Below are 17,051 nucleotides of genomic sequence, written 5' to 3'. Positions count from 1 at the left end.
CCCTTGTCCACGCCGATCGAGGTGCCCCCGCCGCCGGCGGCCGTGACGCCGGAGCCGTCGCGGGAGCCGTCGTCGGAGCCGGAGCGGGCCCCCGACCGCCCGCCGTCGCAGGCGGAGCGCCGTCGCGACGGCCGGGCGATGGTCCCGGTGCTCGCCCAGGCGCTGGCGTCCCAGCTCGACCGGATCGCCGGCGACGACCCGGCCCCCGACGGCTGGTGGTTCACCCCGCAGCGGTGATCGCGGCGCCGGTGCCGCCGAGAAGTACATGAGGCACGCGGATCGGCGGCGGCACGTGCCTCATGTACTTCTCGGAGCCAGGTCGCTCAGGAACGCCGCCGCCGCCTCCTCCACCCGCGCCCGGTCGCCGGTGGCGAGCACGTCGAGCAGGAGCCCACGGATCGTCGCCACCACGACGGTCGCACGGGCGGTCGCGTCGGCCGGCTCGACGGAGGGCCCCTGGGCCGCGACGAGGACGGCGATCCAGTCGGCGCCCACCGTGTCGAGGAACCCGCCGTAGGTCCCGGGCGACTGGACGGCGTGCCCGTAGACCGCGAAGAAGAGCCGCAACGACGGCCACTGCGCCTCGTCGGAGCTCCAGTCCCAGAACGCGCGCGCCGCCGTCGCCAGGTCCGGGTGCTCGCCCGCGATCTCCTCCGAGGACGCGACGAGCCGCTCGCGGAGACGCTCGAGGATGCTCCCCAGCAGCCGGTCCTTCGTCCCGAAGTGGTGCACCAGGGTCGTCGTCGAGACCCCGAGCGCGGCCGCCACCGAACGGAACGAGAGCTCGGCGAACACCTCTCGCGACGCGTGGTCGACGGCGGCGTCGAGCAGCTCCGCCCGCCGGCGGTGGTCCACGGGGCGTCCGACCATCGGCTATGCCGGCGCCGTGTCGCGGGACTCGAGACGGGCGAGCGCCGGGTCGACGGACTCCCGGGCCCTCGCCCACGCGTCGTCGCCGGGCTCGAGCGCGCTGCGCAGGTACGCCGTCGTCGTCCGCTGCACGACGGCGACCCGCGCCGGGTCCTCGTCGGTCGTCTCGGCCGCCTCGTAGCCGGGGATGCCGCCGAGCGAGTGCTCGCCACCGAGCACCGTGAGCAGGTCCGTCGCGCCCGGGGCCAGCCGGTAGGGGTCCGTCATCCACTCCGGCCCGCGGACGGTCAACGGGCTGCGGTCCGCGTCCCCGACGACGACCAGCGTCGGCGTCGTCAGGCCGTCGAACGTCGGGTTCAGCCACGGCATGCGCTCGATCATCCCGGGCGCGAGGGAGTCGCCGCCGCGCCCGGCGGTCGCGAGGAGGACCCCGACCTGCACCCGCGCGTCGGAGAGGTCCGGGCCCGGGACGCCGTCGGGGTCGAGGACGCGCAGCCCGAGCAGGAGCCCGGCGGTCTGCCCGCCGAAGGAGTGCCCGGCGACGCCGACCCGGCCTGCGTCGACCCGGCCCTCGAGGCCGGGCACCGCCCGCACGAGGACGGCGAGGTCGTCGAGGATCCGTCGCAGGTCGTCGGCCCGCGAGCGCCACGGCGAGGCCGGCGACGCGACGGCGACCGTGCGCGAGTCGAGGTGGGTCGGCTGCACGACGACGAACCCGTGGGCGGCCCAGTGGTCGGTCAGGGGGCCGTAGCCCCGCAGCGACGACCCGAAGCCGTGCGAGAACACGACCACCGGCAGGCCGGTCCCGGTCACGGGCGCGGACACGCGGACGTCGAGGTCGTGGCCGCGGTCGGGCGACGGCAGGGACACCGGGGCCACCGAGACGACGGGGACGGCGTTCACGTCGATCTCCTTTCGTAGAACACCCGCTACTATAACGAGCGTTCTAAGAACTGGGCCTGCAGTTCCCGGTGCCGCGGGTCACACTCGAGGACATGACCGACGGGCGGCCGTGCTGGGCGGACCTCACGGCGGGCGCCGGGCGGGACTTCTACGCCGCGGTCTGCGGGTGGACGTTCACCGACGACGGCGCCGTGCACCACGAGGCCGTCGCGCTGGCCGACGGTCGGCGGGTCGCCGGGCTCGGCGGGCCGGAGGGCGCTCCGCCGGGGTGGACGGTCTACGTGGCCGTCGACGACGCCGCCGGGACGGCCGAGGCGATCGAGGAGGCCGGCGGGCAGGTCCTGCACGGTCCGGACGACGACGGGCGGGGCGGCCTGGTCGTCGTCGCGATCGACGCGGGCGGCGCAGCGTTCGGCGTGTGGGAGTCCGACGAGCACGCGGCGCCCGTGCCCTGGGTCGCGGCCGCCTCCGCGGAGCCCGGCCAGACGAAGGCCTTCTACGGCACCGTCCTCGGCTGGACCCACGAGCCCACCGACGAGCCCGGCACCACCACGCTGCACCACGACGGCGACGCGTTCGGCGCCGTGGTGTTCGCCGGCGACGCGCTGCCGCACTGGCTGGCGCACTTCCCGGTCGCCGACGTCGACGCGGCCGCGGCGGCCACCGAGGCCGCGGGAGGATCCGTCGTCGGGAAGGAGGACGGGAAGGCCGTGCTGGAGGACCCGACCGGCGCGCGGTTCGCCGTCACCGCCAGGACGGCAGCCAGAGCTCCGCGTTCCAGCGGGCCGCCGTGATCGAGGCGCCCACGAGGATCGGCCAGAGCCAGGCGAAGTTCGCGACGACGATCCCGACGTAGAGCGCGACGACCATCCGCCCGGTCGAGCGCCGTTCGGGGCCTGCCGTCCGTCGGCCCAGGATCTCGCCGAGGACCAGGACGAGCGCCAGGACCAGGAACGGGATCACCGGCGTCATGTAGAAGAAGTACATCTGCCGGTCGATGTCGGTGAACCACGGCAGGATGCCCGCGCCGTAGCCGACCAGGACGACCGCGTAGCGCCAGTCGCGCCGCGTGACCCAGCGCCAGAGACTCCAGCCCAGCACCGGGAACGCGAGCCACCAGATGGCCGGCGTGCCGATCGCCATGACCGCCCCGACGCAGTCGTCGGAGCTGCACCCCGGGGCGTTCGCACCGGACTCGTAGTAGTAGAGCATCGGGCGCAGCCCCATCGGCCACGTCCAGGGCTTCGACTCCCAGGGGTGCGGGTTGCCGCGCGGGGTCGAGAGCGTGGCGTGGAACTCCAGCACCTTGGAGGAGAAGTACGCCATGCCCCGGAACCAGTCCGGCAGCCAGCTCGGCAGCAGCGCATAGAGCCCGACCGCGTCGCCCTTGGCCTCGGCGACGTGGCGGTCGGTGCCGGTCTCCGAGGCGATCCAGGGCAGCCAGCTGGCGAGGTAGACCAGGATCGGGATGACGAAGAACGTCCAGGCCAGCGGCAGGACGTCGCGCACCAGGGTGCCCACCCACGGCCGCTCGACCCCGGCGGCGCGGCGTGCGGCCACGTCGAGACCGATCACCAGCGCGCCCAGGAAGACGATGTAGTAGAGCCCGGACCACTTGCTCGCCAGCGCCAGGCCGATGCTGATCCCGGCCGCGAACCGCCACCACCGCACGCCGAGGCGCGGACCGAACGGGGTGTCGAGGATCCGACCCTCGGCCACGACGGTCGCGAGGCGGGCCCGCACGTCGTCCCGGTCGGCGAGGATCGCGGCGAACGCGGCCAGCACGAACAGCGTCGGGTAGACGTCGATCATCCCGACGCGGCTGGACACCTGCGAGAGCCCGTCGCAGATCAGCAGGACGCCCGCGACCGCGCCGAGCAGCGTCGAGCGCGTCAGGCGCCGCGCGATCCGGACGACGAGCAGGATGCACAGCGTCCCCGCGAGCGCGCTGACCACCCGCCAGCCCACCGGGTCGTAGCCGAACACCCACTGCCCGACGGCCATGAGCTGCTTGGACAGCGGCGGGTGCACGACGAGCTCGTAGCCGGGGTTGTCCTCGTACCCGCCGTTGCGCAGCACCTGCCACGTCTGCGGCACGTAGTGCTTCTCGTCGAACACCGGGGTGCCGTTGTCCGTCGGCCAGCCCAGGTTCCAGAACCGCACCAGCCCGCCGACCAGCGTGATCACGAGCGTGACCAGCCAGCCGCGGAGCCGGTCGGTCGGCATCGGCCGCCCGATCAGGCTCTCCACGCCGCGCGGCCCGGGCGCGAGCACCCCACGCGGATCGGCGTTCCCGACGGCAGGCGTGGTCGGCTTCTCGAGGGTGCTGCCGGCCGTCACGGGAGCAGATCGTACGTCGGTCCGAAGCCGATCCGAACTCGTGGGAACCGTGGGACGCTGAGCGTCATCGAAGGAGGTGAGAGCCGATGAGCGCCGCCACGGACATCGGGGCATTCGCCCGCGCGCTGCCGCCGCACCCGTTCGGACTCGAGGAGTGGGACGCCCTGCCCGAGGGGCTGCCCGCGAAGGTCGAGCTGCTGGAGGGGGTGCTGATGGTCCGGAGCCGACCGTCGGCGCGCCACCAGCGTGTCGCGGTCCTCGTCATGAACGCCCTGGCGGCCGTCCTCCCGCCCGAGTGGTGTGCGGTCCCGAAGCTCGACGTCCTCATCGAGGGCGGGCCCACCCCGACCGTCCGGGCCCCGGACGTCGTCGTGATCCGGACCGCGACCGCCGACCACCGCACGCGCCAGGACCCTGCGGACGTCCTGCTCGCGGTCGAGGTGCAGTCGCCCGGGAGCCGCCGGACGGACCGGGTCGCGAAGCTCGCCGAGTACGCGGAGGTCGGCATCGCGCACTACCTGCTCGTCGAGCCGGGGCCGCCCGTCGTCCTCACCGAGCTCCTGCTCGACGACGGGGCCTACCGCGTCCGGGCCGAGCACCGCGGCCGCGCCGAGCTCGCCCTCGGGGCCACGATCGACCTGGACGCGCTCGACCGCTGACGGGCCGGCGACCACGGACGTGCCCGGCCGACCGGCGCCGCCCGGTGCGCCTACCCTCGGGTCCCGTGACCGACGGTGTCCTCCTGCTCGCCGCGACCCCGCTCGGCAACCCCGACGACGCCTCGCAGCGGCTCCGCGAGGCCCTCGCGACGGCGGACGTGGTCGCGGTCGAGGACACCCGCCGGTTGGGGCGGCTCACGAGTGCGCTCGGCGTCACCGTGACCGGCCGGAAGGTCAGCTTCTACGAGGACGTCGAGCGGACCCGGACCCCGCGGCTCGTCGAGGAACTCGAGGGCGGCGCGACCGTGCTCGTCGTGACCGACGCCGGGATGCCGTCCGTCTCGGACCCCGGGTACCGCCTGGTGGACGCCGCGATCGACGCGGGGATCACCGTGCGCTGCCTCCCCGGCCCGTCGGCGGTCCTCGCGGCGCTGGCCGTGTCGGGGCTCCCGACCGACCGGTTCTGCTTCGAGGGGTTCCCGCCGCGCACCGACCACAAGCGGGACGAGTGGTTCTCCGAGCTCGCGCACGAGCCCCGCACGGTGGTGTTCTTCGAGTCGCCGCGACGGCTCGGGAAGACGCTTCGGATCGCCGCCGAGGTGCTCGGGGCCGACCGCCGGGTCGCGGTGTGCCGGGAGCTGACGAAGACGCACGAGGAGGTCCTGCGGGGGACGCTCGGCGAGCTGGCGGCGTGGGCGGAGCCCGAGGGCACGGTGCTGGGCGAGATCACCGTGGTCCTCGGACCCGCCGTCCGGAAGGCACCGGACCCCGACGAGCTCGCCGAGGAGGTGCTCGCCCTCGTCGAGGGCGGGCGGGGTCTCAAGGACGCTGCCAAGGAGGTCGGCACCGCCCACGGGGTGCCGACCAACGCCCTCTACGAGAGCGCCCTCAAGCTCAGGGGGTGAGGACGAGCTTGCCGCTCACGGCCCCGGTGCGGTTGTCCTCCTGGGCCTGGGCGGCCTGCTCCAGCGGGTAGGTCGTGACGGCGGGTGCGCGCCAGAACCCGGCGGCGATCTTCCCCGCGGCCTCGGCCAGCGCGCCCTCGATCTCGGGGTCGCCCGTGCCGCCGCCGGAGAAGCGGACGCCGTGCTCCCCGGCGTCCGGGTGCGCGATCGTGATGACGCGGTCGGCGGAGCCGGCGATCTCGACCAGGTCGGCCAGCGAGCCCTTGCCCGAGGTGTCGAAGACGGCGTCGACGTGGTCGGTGATCGCGTGTACCCGCTCCACGAGCCCCTCGCCGTAGACGACGGGCGTCACGCCGAGCGAGCGGACGTCGTCCTGGTGGGACCCGCTCGCGGTGCCGATCACCGTGACGCCGCGGGAGGCCGCCACCTGCGCGGCGATCATCCCGACGCCTCCGGACGCCCCGTGGACCACCAGGGTCGCGCCCGGCCGGAGGTCGAGGAGCGCGAGCACGCGGTAGGTGGTCGACACGATCACGCCGAGCGATCCCGCGACCTCCCAGCTCATCGAGGCCGGCTTGGCCACGACGGCCGACGCGTCGGCGACGGCCTTCTCCGCGTAGGCGCCGCCGGACGCGCCGCCGAGGACCTCGTCGCCCACCCCCGGCGTCGTCACGCCCGAGCCGACGGCCTCGACCACCCCGGCGACGTCGAAACCGGGGACGACCGGGTGGTCCGGCGCGTCCGTCCGCGCGAAGGCGCCGGAGCGCACCTTCCAGTCCGCCGGGTTCACCGACGCGGCGCGGACCGCCACGCGGACCTGCCCGGGACCCGGCTGCGGGTTCTCCCGCTCGACGAGCTCGAGGACCTCCGGCCCGCCGAAGCGGGAGAACTGCACGGCACGCGACGTCATGTGGGCGGGAACGGACGGAGCCCTGCGGCTCATTCCCCGCCGAGCGCCCGGAGTGCGAGCGTCGCCCCGAGCTCCCAGGCCGCCTCGCGGTCGACCGCGGCGAGCGCACCCGTCGTCGTGACGACCTCCGCGGCCTGCTCCCAGCCCAGGCCACCGGTGATGCGCAGGACGTCGCGGACCGCGCCGGCGGTGTCGTCGCCGCCGTGGACGTAGAGCCCGAACCCGAGCCCGGCGGCGTCCTGCATCACCGGGTAGTAGATCTGGTCGAAGAAGTGCTTGAGCGCCCCGGACATCGTCCCGATGTTGGCCGGTGTGCCCAGGACGACGCCGTCGGCGGCGAGGACGTCCGCGGGGCCCGCCGTGAGCGCCGGCCGGGTCACCACGTCGACCGTCCCGGGCAGCTCATCGGTCCGTGCGCCCTCCAGCACGGCCTCCAGCAGCTCCTGGCACGTCGGCGACGGCGTGTGGTGGACGACGAGGAGCCGGCTCATACGAGGGCGGCCGTCACCAGGCCGCGGAGCAGCTCGCCGGTGCGGGCGGCGGCGGCGTGCACGGCGTCGAGGACGGCCAGGTGGTCGATCTTCTCGCTCGTGGTGCCGGCGGCGGGGTTGCTGACCAGCGCGATCCCGGCGACCCGGGCACCTGCGGCGCGGGCGGCGACCGTCTCCAGCACGGTCGACATGCCCACCAGGTCGGCGCCGAGCGTGCGGAGCATCCGGATCTCCGCGGGCGTCTCGAAGTGCGGGCCCGGGAGCCCGGCGTAGACGCCCTCGACGAGCGTCGGGTCCAGGTCGCGGGCGACGGCGCGCAGGGCGGGATCGTAGGCGTCGGTCAGGTCGACGAACGCGGGCCCGACCAGAGGTGAACGCCCCGTCAGGTTGAGGTGGTCGGAGATCAGCACGGGCTGCCCGACGGCGTACGACGGGTCGATGCCGCCCGCGGCGTTCGTCAGGATCACCGTGGACGCGCCGGCCGCGCAGGCGGTCCGTACCGCGTGCACCGCCTGCGCCTCGCCGTGGCCCTCGTACAGGTGGGTGCGGCCGAGCAGGACGAGCGCGTGGCCGTCTCCGACCGGCACGGAACGCGCCGTGCCCCGGTGGTCGGGCGCGCCGGGCGGGGTGAAGCCGGGCAGCTCGGCCACGGGGACCTCGGCGGCGGTGGGCCCGATGCCGTCCGCGGCGGGGCCCCAGCCGGAGCCGAGGACGACGGCGACGTCGTGGCGGTCCACGCCGGTGCGGCGGGCGAGTTCGGCGGCGGCGTGCTCGGGAGCGTCCATCGGGTGCAGGAGATCAGACGGGCGGGACGAAGCTGTCGGCGACCGCGGCGAACTGCTCGGGCGCACCACCCGCCGTCAGGCTCGGAGCGGTCATCCGGACCACCCACAGGTCGGTGCCGGAGGGGATGAGGCGCGTCCAGGTGGTGCGGTCGTCGGTCGGGCCGGTGAGCGCGCGGTAGACGGTCTGCTGGACCGGCTCCGAGGCGCCCGAGCGGGCCGGGGCGACCGTCGTCAGGGGCTCGACCCGCACCGCCTCCGCGCCGACCCGGGTGGGGTCGGCGAGGAGCCGGGCGTAGTCCGCGGCGTTCTGCGCGGGGTAGAAGCGGATCAGGCGGTCGATCCGCAGCTCGCGGTCGGCGTCGTCGGACACGTAGCGCACGACGATGTCCCCGCCCGGCTCCTGGAGCCGGAACTGCTGCCACGTGCTGGGTACGAGGGCGGTGAACCCCATGCCGGTGCCGCTGTAGCGCGCGTTGTCGTCGGAGTGGGACACGAGGCGCACGCCGTCGACGACCGGTCCCTCGGGAGCCAGGGAGACCGAGAACGGGGCCTGTCCGCCGACCAGGCGGGTCACCGCGTAGCCGGCGAGCAGGCCGGCCAGCGCCAGCACGACGACCAGCGCCACGACCGCGATCCGGCGCCGCCGTTGCTGCTCGGCGGACGGCCCCGTCGGGCGGGAGGGCGCGAAGGGCAGGGGCCCCGGATCGGCCGCGAGGGCCTGCGGGTTGCCGGGACGACGGGGCCCGGGCCCGGTGACGGGCGGGGGCGGACGGCGGAACGGGGGCGCGGTCGGGGAGGGCCACGGGCCCGGGGTGGCCGGCCCGCGGCGGACCGGGACCCGCGGGGTGACCATCGTCGTCTCGGACGCGGCGGGCGCCGGGACGGCGGTGCCGCCGGAGGGGGTCGACCGGGGGCTGCCGCCGGGCGGTGTCGAGCGCGGGGTCCCGCCGGGCGGGGTGGTGCGGGGCGCGCCGCCGGGCGGGGTGGTCCCGGTCGGCGGGGTGCTCCCCGGCGCGTCGGGCTCGCCCGTCCCCGACGCCGGGTCGTCGAGGTCGGTGTCGGACCCCGGTCCAGCGGCCTGTCCGTCGCCGGCCTCCTCGCCCCCCGCCGCGGCCGGGGCCTCGTCGTCGACCTTCTCGGGGGCGTCCTCGGCAGGGTCCTTCTCGGCCGTGGCCTTGCCGGCGCGGGCCTTCTCGCCGGAGCTCTTCTCGTCGGCAGCCTGTTCGCCGGCGGGGGCCGAGGCGTCCCCGGTCCGCTCCTCCGCCGCGCCGCTCGCCGCGGGCTCGTCGGCGGCAGGTGCCGTGGATCCCTCCTCGGCCGCGCCGGCCTCGGCGGCGTCGGACGCCTCCGCCTCGGAGGGGACGTCGGACTCGGACGCCCCGGCGCCGGAGCCGGCGGAGGTCGCCGCCGTGGCAGCAGCGCCCGCGACGGCCGCAGCCCCCGCCGCGGCCGCGGTACCTGCGGCGGGCGAGGCCTCGTCGTCCCCGGCCTCCGACCGCGACGTCTCACCCGACGAGTCCGGCGTCCCGGCCTCCGGTGCGCCCGCCTCCGGCGTCGCCGACCCGGTGGCGCCGGTGCCGAACGCCGGGGCCTGCGCGGCCGCGCCCTCGGGGTCGGCGGGAGCGTCCGCCCCGTCGAGGGCGGCCGCCTCGTCCGGCCCGACCTCCGGTGCGTCCGGCGCGTCCGCGCGCACCCCGCTGGACGGAGCCACGGCGGGCTCGTCGTCGGAGGCCGGTGCCTCGCCCGCCTCGCCGGCCGGGGGCGTGGTGTCCGGGCCCGCGGCGTCGGCCGGTGCCGCGTCGTCGGGAGCCGCTGCCGCGTCGGGAGCGGCCTCCGCAGGAGCTGCCGCCTCTGCGGGAGCCGCCGCCTCCGCAGGGGCCGCCGCCGCCTCGGCGGCCGGCCCCGACCCGTCGTCGGGAACGGGCTTCTCGGGAGCGGCGATGGGCGCCGTCCGCGGGGCGGGCCCGGGATGGTCGGGCGGGGCCTGGTCGACGAGCGTGCCGCTGCGCCCGACGGGGATGAGGCCGGAGCGGTCGTCGCCGTCGTCGGGCCGGGGCGGGGTGGTGGGGAGCCGGAACTCCGTCGTCGCGGGGGACGGGGGCGCGGAGAGCATCGGGCCCTCGGGGTCGGACATGAGCGGGCGCAGCCGGCGTCGGACCGCCGGGAGCGGCATCCGCAGCGTCGGGTCCTTCACCATGAGCCCGCGGACCACGTCCTGGACCGGCCCCTGCCCCGACGGGCGCGGGACCTCGCCGTGCACGACGGCCGACACCGTCGAGACCGGGTCACCCGCGTCGTAGGGCGGGCGGCCCTCGAGGCAGGCGTAGAGCGTCGCGCCGAGGCCCCACAGGTCCGCGGGCGGACCGACCGCGCGGCCCATCGCGACCTCGGGGGCGATGTAGGGCGGCGAGCCGAGCACCGTGCCGGTCTGGGTCATCGAGGACTCGGCGGCGTTGCGGGCGATGCCGAAGTCGGTGAGCTTGATCTGCCCGTCGGTGCCGATGAGGACGTTGCCGGGCTTGACGTCGCGGTGGGTGATGCCGGCGCGGTGGGCGGTCATCAGCGCGGACGCGACGGCGGAGCCGATCTCGGCGGTCTCGGGCGGCGTCAGGGTGCCGCGCTCGCCGATGTAGGAGGCCAGGCTGCGCGAGGGCAGCAGCTCCATGACGACGTACGGCTCGGCGTTGACCTCGACGACGTCGTAGAGGGTGACGACGTTGGGGTGGCTGAGCATGGCCGTGGCCCGGGCCTCGCGCAGGGTCCGCTCGCGCACGATCGCCCGCTCGGAGACCGGCACGAGCGAGAGCCGGACCTCCTTGACCGCGACCGGGCGGTGCAGCACCTCGTCGTAGGCCGACCACACCGTGCCCATCGCCCCGCGCCCCAGTTCGGAGTCGAGGCGGTACCGCCCGACCAGGCGGCGGGTGTCGGCGGGGCGCGGACTCACGCCCTCCATGATGGCGCCCCGCCCGACGGTGACCCCCGCCCCACCCGCCCGGCCGCCCACCACCGCCGTGACCGGGCCGAACGGTGGCGCGCGACCGCATCGACGCCTCTCGTCACCGGGCGTGCGACCGCTCGTCGGGAGACCAGCGGTGGACGCGGACCGCTGACCCGGTGACCTGCATCAACCGTCCGCTCGTCTCGTTGCCCGACGGAGAGTTTCGCCACTGACAGCATCGGTGGGACCCCTCGGCGCGACCGCGTCCGAGCGACCCCGTGGGGCCGTCCGGGGGATGCATCCTGGGTCTCACCAGTCGCGGGCCGTACCCGCCCGCGGCCCGAGGAGGTGGAGACGGTGACGCTGCTGCAGACCCGGCCGGAGGACCCGACTGCGGTGGACCTCGGGGCGGGCACCGGCCCGCAGTGGCTGGACACGTGGCTCGCCGAGCACACCGCGGACGTCGTCGGCTGGCGCCGCACGATCCACGCGCACCCCGAGCTCGCCCGCGCCGAGCGGATGACGACCGACCTGTGCGCCGAGGTCCTGCGCTCCGTGGGCCTGCGGCCCCGGTTGCTGCCCGGGACCGGCCTGATCTGCGACGTCGGGTCCGGCTCCCGCACCGTCGCGCTGCGCGCCGACATGGACGCCCTGCCGCTGCACGAGCAGACCGACGTCCCCTGGGCCTCGCGCACGCCGGGCATCGCCCACATGTGCGGGCACGACGCGCACACCGCGGTCCTGCTCGGCGCCGGCGTCGCGCTGGCCGGGGTGGCCGACCGGCTGCCCGGGCGGGTGCGGCTGGTCTTCCAGCCCGCGGAGGAGGTCCAGCCCGGCGGCGCGCTCGACGTGATCGCCGCCGACGGGCTCGCCGACGTCGACCGCATCTTCGCGCTGCACTGCGACCCGCGGCTGGAGGTCGGGCGCGTCGGCACCCGCGTCGGCCCGATCACCTCGGCCTGCGACATGCTCGAGCTGCGCCTCACCTCGCCCGGCGGGCACACCTCGCGCCCGCACCTGACGGCCGACCTCGTGCACGCGCTCGGCACCGTCATCACCGGCCTGCCCGACCTGCTGTCCCGCCGGATCGACCCGCGCTCGGGCACGGTCCTGGTCTGGGGCCAGGTCGACGCGGGGCACGCGGCGAACGCGGTCCCGGAGGTCGGGACGCTCTCCGGCACGCTGCGCACCGCCCAGCACCAGACGTGGAACGAGCTGGAGCCGCTGGTGCGCCAGCTGGTGACGGCGCTGCTGGCGCCGACCGGTGTCGGTTACGTGCTGGAGCACCGCCGCGGCGTGCCGCCGGTGGTCAACGACCCGGTGTCGGCCGACCTGCTGGCCCGTGCGGCCGAGCGGGCCGTCGGTCCGGGCGCGGCCACGGACACCGAGCAGTCCTCGGGCGGCGAGGACTTCGGCTGGTACCTCGAGCACGTGCCGGGCGCCATGGGTCGCCTGGGTGTCTGGTCCGGTGAGGGCCCGCAGTCCGACATCCACCAGCCCACGTTCCGGCTGGACGAGCGGGCGCTGCCGGTCGGCGTGCGCACGATGGTGCAGGCGGCGCTGCTCTCGCTGGAGGGCTGAGCACCGTCGCGGGGTGACAGCAGAGCGTCGTTGCTGTCATCCAGTGGCAGTCACGCCGCTTCGTCGCGCGGCCCGGCGTCGGTTCAGCGCGCCTCGAGCGTCGCGAGCTCGACCCGCAGGTCGTCCTGCGCGCCGGCGACGGCGTCGAGCCGGTGCTTGCGGCCGGGGATCGCCTCGTCCGCGAGCAGCTCCCACCGCTCCCGGTCGAGCGCGTCCAGGCGCGATCGGATCCACACAGCACGGTCGGAGCCGCGGGCGCGGCGCCGATCCGGTCGTCCCACCAGGTCCCGAAGTCGGTCGAGCATCGTTCTCTCCCCTCGACGCGCCTAGTGAACCGGTTTACCTCGTGCCACCGCAAGACCTCGACTACTGCTTCTCGATGAGTGGTGAACCGGTTCAGCGTCCCGCCGGCGGCTCCGGTGATCGCGGGACACTGGTGCCGTGGGAACGGACGGAGGCCGACGGCGCGTGACCCTCGCGACCGTGGCGGCCGAGCTGGGCGTCTCGCGGGCCACCGTCTCGAACGCCTACAACCACCCCGAGCGGCTCAGCGCCCGGCTGCGCTCGCGCATCCTCAGCACGGCCGGAGAGCTCGGGTACGCCGGCCCGGACCCACTGGCCGCCACCCTGGCCCGTGGGCGCGTGGCGGCGCTCGGCGTGGTGATCGGCGAGCCGGTCACGTTCGCGTTCAGCGACCCGGCCGCCGCGCAGTTCATGGAGGGCATCTCCGAGCTCTGCGAGCGCGAGGGGCTGGCCCTGGTCCTCGTGCCCGGCCGCCGCAGCGCGGCCGCGCGCGTCGCGCTCGTCGACGGCGTCATCTGCTACTGCGACTTCCCCGACGACCGCACCTTCGGGGTCATCCGGGAGCGGGGACTGCCGTTCGTCATCGTCGACGGTCCGCCCTTCGACGGCGCCGGTCACGTCGGCATCGACGACGAGGCCGGCGCGTACGCCGCGGCCCGGCACCTCCTCGACCTCGGGCACACGCGGCTCGGCATCGTCCCGATGCCACTGCACGGCGACGGGTGGGAGGGCGCACCGTCGGGGGAGCGGCAGGTGGACATCCACTACCACGCCACCCGGCGTCGGCTCGCGGGCTACCGACGGGCGGTCGAGGAGGCGGGCCTGCGTTGGGAGGGCATGGCGGTCGAGGAACGGGCGCCCTACGGGCGGGAGGCGGGCCGACGCGCCGCCGCGGCCCTGCTCGCCCGCCGACCCCGCCCGACCGCCCTGCTCGCCATGAGCGACGAGCTGGCCTTCGGCGCGCTCGATGCGGCCGAGGCCCTCGGGCTCGCCGTGCCCGGCGACCTGTCGCTCGTCGGGTTCGACGACGTCCCGGCGGCGGCCACGGGGCGCCCGCCCCTGACCACAGTGCGGCAACCGCACCGGGAGAAGGGGCGTCGGGCCGCGGAGATGGTGCTGCGCCCGAACCTGCCGGTCGAGCCGCTCGTGCTGCCGGCCGACCTCGTCGTCCGGGGGTCGACCGGTCCGCGGTCCCGCGACGCCTGACACATCGGGGTCCCGACTGCGCGTGCCGGGTCCGGCCGAGGCTGTCGGTGCGGTGTTGCACGATGGCTCCCGTGACGACGTCCGCGCCCGCGCAGCTGCCGCCGGTCCCCACCCGCATCGCCTCCGAGCTGGGGGTCGGCGAGGGACAGGTCCGCGCCGCCGTCGAGCTGCTCGACGGCGGGGCGACGGTCCCGTTCGTCGCGCGCTACCGCAAGGAGGTCACGGGCGGTCTCGACGACGTGCAGCTGCGCACGCTCGACGAGCGGCTCGGCTACCTGCGCGAGCTCGAGGAGCGGCGGACGGCCGTCGTCGAGTCGGTGCGCGAGCAGGGGAAGCTCACCGACGAGCTGCACGCCCAGCTCCTGGCCGCCGAGACGAAGAGCCGGCTCGAGGACGTCTACCTGCCCTACAAGCCCAAGCGCCGCACGAAGGCGATGATCGCCCGCGAGGCCGGGCTGGAGCCGCTGGCCGACGGGCTGCTGGGCGACCCGACCGTGCCGCCGCAGGCCGCCGCGGCCGCGTTCGTCGACCCGGAGAAGGGCGTGGCCGACGCCGACGCGGCGCTCGAGGGCGCCCGCGCGATCCTGGTCGAGCGGCTCGCGGAGGACGCCGACCTCGTGGGCGAGCTGCGCGAGCGCATGTGGACCCGCGGCCGGCTCACCGCGGTCGTACGCGAGGGGAAGGCGGACGACCAGGCCGCGGCGAAGTTCTCCGACTACTTCGCCTTCGACGAGCCGTACACCCGGCTCCCCTCGCACCGGATCCTCGCCCTGCTGCGCGGCGAGACCGAGGAGGTCCTGCAGCTCACCTTCGACCCGTGCTCGGCCGACGACGACGGCGACACCTCCGCCTACGAGGGCCGCATCGCGTCCGTGGCGGGCATCGCCGACCGCGGACGGCCGGCGGACGCCTGGCTGCTCGGGGTGGCGCGCTGGGCGTGGCGGACCCGCATCTCGTCGCGCCTGGCGGTCGACCTGCGGGTACGTCTCCGCGAGGTGGCGGAGGAGGGTGCCGTCGGGGTCTTCGCCGGCAACCTGCGCGACCTGCTGCTCGCCGCACCCGCCGGCGCCCGCCCGACCATGGGGCTCGACCCGGGGCTGCGCACGGGCGTGAAGGTCGCCGTCGTCGACGGCACGGGCAAGGTCGTCGCGTTCGAGACGATCTACCCGCACGTGCCGCGCAACCAGTGGGACGCCTCGCTGGCCACCCTGGGGCGGCTGGCGCGGGAGCACGGGGTCGAGCTGGTCGCGATCGGCAACGGCACCGCGAGCCGGGAGACCCACAAGCTCGCCGTGGAGCTCGCGAAGGCGCAGCCCGGGCTGATCCCGGCGATGGTGTCCGAGGCGGGGGCGTCGGTGTACTCGGCGTCGGAGGAGGCGTCGAGGGAACTGCCCGACCTCGACGTCTCGATCCGCGGGGCCGTCTCCATCGCGCGCCGCCTGCAGGACCCGCTGGCCGAGCTGGTGAAGATCGACCCGAAGTCGATCGGGGTGGGGCAGTACCAGCACGACGTGTCCGGGACGCTGCTCTCGCGGTCGCTCGACGGCGTGGTCGAGGACTGCGTGAACGCGGTCGGCGTCGACGTGAACACGGCCTCCGCTCCGCTGCTCCGCCGGGTCTCCGGCATCTCGACGGGTCTCGCGACGACGATCGTCGGGTTCCGCGACGAGCACGGCCCGTTCGCCTCCCGGACGGCGCTGACGAAGGTGCCGCGGCTGGGCGCGAAGGCGTTCGAGCAGTGTGCGGGCTTCCTGCGGATCCCCGACGCCACGGACCCGCTCGACCGCTCCGGCGTCCACCCCGAGGCCTACCCGGTGGTGCGGCGGATCGTGGAGAAGACCGGGACCGACGTGGCGTCGCTCGTCGGCAACTCCACGCTGCTGGGTCGCCTCGACCCGCGCGAGTTCACCGACGACACCTTCGGCGTCCCGACGGTCACCGACATCATCGCCGAGCTCGACAAGCCGGGCCGCGACCCGCGCCCGGCCTTCGAGACCGCCACCTTCGCCGAGGGCGTCGAGCAGATCACCGACCTGAAGACCGGGATGGTGCTCGAGGGCGTCGTGACCAACGTGGCCGCGTTCGGGGCGTTCGTCGACGTGGGCGTGCACCAGGACGGTCTGGTCCACATCTCCGCGATGTCGAAGGACTTCGTGTCCGACCCCCGCGCCGTCGTCGGCCCGGGCGACGTCGTGCGGGTCAAGGTGATGGACGTCGACGTCCCCCGCAAGCGCATCTCCTTGACGCTGCGCCTGGACGACGAGCCCGGCGCGGAGTCCGGAGGCACGGGCGGTCGTGAGGGCGGGGCTCCGCGCGGCGGCGGGCAGGGCCAGGGCGGCCGAGCGCAGCAGGGCGGGCAGGCCAAGGGCGGGCAGCCGAAGGGTGGTTCCGGCAAGGAGCGGCGCGGCGGCGACCGTGATCGCAAGCCGGCGGGCGGCGCCATGGCCGACGCGCTGCGCCGGGCGGGCTTCGACAAGTAGGCGGCCGGCGCCGAGGGCGACGTGACGCAGGTTCCGGCTGCCGGATGCCTGCGTGGTGTCGCCCTCGCGGCACCTACATCGAGGCGGAACCCGGTCCCACGGAGCGGCAGGGGCGTTCGCGGAGCGCCTGGACGTAGTCGTCCGGCGCGCCGGCGGCCTCGGCCGCGTCGGAGAGCACGCCGATGTAGCGCGCGGACGGGAGGCCGCCCTCGTAGGCGTCGAGGACGTAGACCCAGGCGAGCTGCGGACCGTCCATCGTCTGCACCCGCAGCCGGAGCTTCTTGTGCATCCCGAGCTCGCCGCCCTCCCAGCGGTCGAGCTGGTCGACGTCGAGCGGGCTGACGTCGTAGAGCACCACGAACACGCGGGAGGACGGGTCCTCGACGACCGTGGAGAGCGCGCCCTCCCAGCCGAGGTCCTCGCCCCCGAACGTCAGGCGCCAGCCCTCGAGCCAGCCGGAACCCGAGACCGGCGAGTGGGGCGCGCGTTGCATCATCTGCGCGGGGTCCATGTTCGACCCGTACGCGGCGTAGAGCGGCACGGCGCACAGGGTAGCCAGGACAGGGCCGTTCGATACCGGTGGTCGCCCAGGTCGTCCGGCCGTGTCCGGTGCGTCGCCCGCCACGGGGGCGCCGCACGACCCCGAGCGGACGGGCAGGATGGACGCCGACCGGGCA

At 75.6% G+C, this 17,051-nt stretch carries 16 protein-coding genes; 7 read left to right on the top strand and 9 right to left on the bottom strand.

Features of this window, described 5'->3' with window-relative positions:
- Positions 1-3 precede the first annotated feature (3 nt).
- Entirely contained in the window at positions 4-237 is a 234-nt protein-coding gene (locus tag QRT03_RS30355; protein WP_286056909.1) for a hypothetical protein, read from the top strand.
- Between the two features lie 60 nt (positions 238-297).
- On the opposite strand, the gene QRT03_RS30350 is transcribed toward QRT03_RS30355, so the two are convergent.
- Together QRT03_RS30350 and QRT03_RS30345 are read right to left on the bottom strand one after the other, a co-directional pair.
- On the bottom strand, positions 298-855 hold the full coding sequence (locus QRT03_RS30350; RefSeq protein ID WP_286056908.1) for a TetR/AcrR family transcriptional regulator: 558 nt from the start codon (positions 853-855) through the stop codon (positions 298-300).
- 18 nt (positions 856-873) lie between these two features.
- Complete coding sequence (locus QRT03_RS30345; RefSeq protein ID WP_286057017.1) at positions 874-1,779, bottom strand: alpha/beta hydrolase family protein; 906 nt, start codon at positions 1,777-1,779, stop codon at positions 874-876.
- A gap of 86 nt (positions 1,780-1,865) precedes the next feature.
- Between QRT03_RS30345 and QRT03_RS30340 the strand changes: the two genes are divergently transcribed.
- Complete coding sequence (locus QRT03_RS30340; RefSeq protein WP_286056907.1) at positions 1,866-2,567, top strand: VOC family protein; 702 nt, start codon at positions 1,866-1,868, stop codon at positions 2,565-2,567.
- On the opposite strand, the gene QRT03_RS30335 is transcribed toward QRT03_RS30340, so the two are convergent.
- Complete coding sequence (locus QRT03_RS30335) at positions 2,518-4,113, bottom strand: dolichyl-phosphate-mannose--protein mannosyltransferase (RefSeq protein WP_425604931.1); 1,596 nt, start codon at positions 4,111-4,113, stop codon at positions 2,518-2,520. The two genes, QRT03_RS30340 and QRT03_RS30335, sit on opposite strands and share 50 nt — an antisense overlap.
- Before the next feature lie 86 nt (positions 4,114-4,199).
- Here QRT03_RS30335 and QRT03_RS30330 point away from each other — a divergent pair, with 86 nt between their 5' ends.
- Together QRT03_RS30330 and rsmI are read left to right on the top strand one after the other, a co-directional pair.
- Positions 4,200-4,772, top strand: a complete 573-nt coding sequence (locus QRT03_RS30330) for a Uma2 family endonuclease (protein WP_286056906.1) — start codon at positions 4,200-4,202, stop codon at positions 4,770-4,772.
- Between the two features lie 65 nt (positions 4,773-4,837).
- Positions 4,838-5,677: a 16S rRNA (cytidine(1402)-2'-O)-methyltransferase gene (gene rsmI, locus QRT03_RS30325; RefSeq protein ID WP_286056905.1), complete on the top strand. Its 840-nt coding sequence runs from the start codon at positions 4,838-4,840 to the stop codon at positions 5,675-5,677.
- Here the strand turns inward: rsmI and QRT03_RS30320 are convergent.
- From QRT03_RS30320 to QRT03_RS30305, 4 genes are read right to left on the bottom strand one after another with little or no spacing between them, the layout of a single operon-like run.
- Positions 5,667-6,587 carry an NADP-dependent oxidoreductase gene (locus QRT03_RS30320; RefSeq protein ID WP_286056904.1) on the bottom strand — a complete coding sequence of 307 codons (921 nt, stop codon included), beginning with the start codon at positions 6,585-6,587 and terminating at the stop codon, positions 5,667-5,669. The two genes, rsmI and QRT03_RS30320, sit on opposite strands and share 11 nt — an antisense overlap.
- 29 nt (positions 6,588-6,616) lie before the next feature.
- Entirely contained in the window at positions 6,617-7,078 is a 462-nt protein-coding gene (locus QRT03_RS30315) for a flavodoxin family protein (protein WP_286056903.1), read from the bottom strand.
- Positions 7,075-7,863, bottom strand: a complete 789-nt coding sequence (locus QRT03_RS30310; RefSeq protein ID WP_286056902.1) for a purine-nucleoside phosphorylase — start codon at positions 7,861-7,863, stop codon at positions 7,075-7,077. The genes QRT03_RS30315 and QRT03_RS30310 overlap by 4 nt, the downstream gene beginning before the upstream one ends.
- Before the next feature lie 13 nt (positions 7,864-7,876).
- Positions 7,877-10,810 carry a serine/threonine-protein kinase gene (locus QRT03_RS30305; protein ID WP_286056901.1) on the bottom strand — a complete coding sequence of 978 codons (2,934 nt, stop codon included), beginning with the start codon at positions 10,808-10,810 and terminating at the stop codon, positions 7,877-7,879.
- Between the two features lie 351 nt (positions 10,811-11,161).
- Between QRT03_RS30305 and QRT03_RS30300 the strand changes: the two genes are divergently transcribed.
- A complete protein-coding gene (locus QRT03_RS30300; RefSeq protein WP_286056900.1) occupies positions 11,162-12,385 on the top strand; it encodes an amidohydrolase in 1,224 nt (407 codons plus the stop codon).
- Between the two features lie 83 nt (positions 12,386-12,468).
- Here the strand turns inward: QRT03_RS30300 and QRT03_RS30295 are convergent, their stop codons facing one another.
- Entirely contained in the window at positions 12,469-12,621 is a 153-nt protein-coding gene (locus tag QRT03_RS30295; protein WP_286056899.1) for a hypothetical protein, read from the bottom strand.
- 232 nt (positions 12,622-12,853) lie between these two features.
- Here QRT03_RS30295 and QRT03_RS30290 point away from each other — a divergent pair, with 232 nt between their 5' ends.
- Together QRT03_RS30290 and QRT03_RS30285 are read left to right on the top strand one after the other, a co-directional pair.
- Positions 12,854-13,894, top strand: a complete 1,041-nt coding sequence (locus QRT03_RS30290; protein WP_286056898.1) for a LacI family DNA-binding transcriptional regulator — start codon at positions 12,854-12,856, stop codon at positions 13,892-13,894.
- A gap of 71 nt (positions 13,895-13,965) precedes the next feature.
- Positions 13,966-16,374, top strand: coding sequence for a Tex family protein (locus QRT03_RS30285; protein WP_286056897.1), 2,409 nt, complete (start codon positions 13,966-13,968; stop codon positions 16,372-16,374).
- Positions 16,375-16,447: 73 nt separating this feature from the next.
- On the opposite strand, the gene QRT03_RS30280 is transcribed toward QRT03_RS30285, so the two are convergent.
- Entirely contained in the window at positions 16,448-16,915 is a 468-nt protein-coding gene (locus tag QRT03_RS30280; RefSeq protein WP_286056896.1) for a gamma-glutamylcyclotransferase family protein, read from the bottom strand.
- Positions 16,916-17,051 lie beyond the last annotated feature (136 nt).

This window comes from Actinomycetospora termitidis (genome assembly GCF_030286555.1).
Lineage (GTDB): Bacteria > Actinomycetota > Actinomycetes > Mycobacteriales > Pseudonocardiaceae > Actinomycetospora > Actinomycetospora termitidis.
This window is presented reverse-complemented; position numbering and strand designations above follow the sequence as displayed.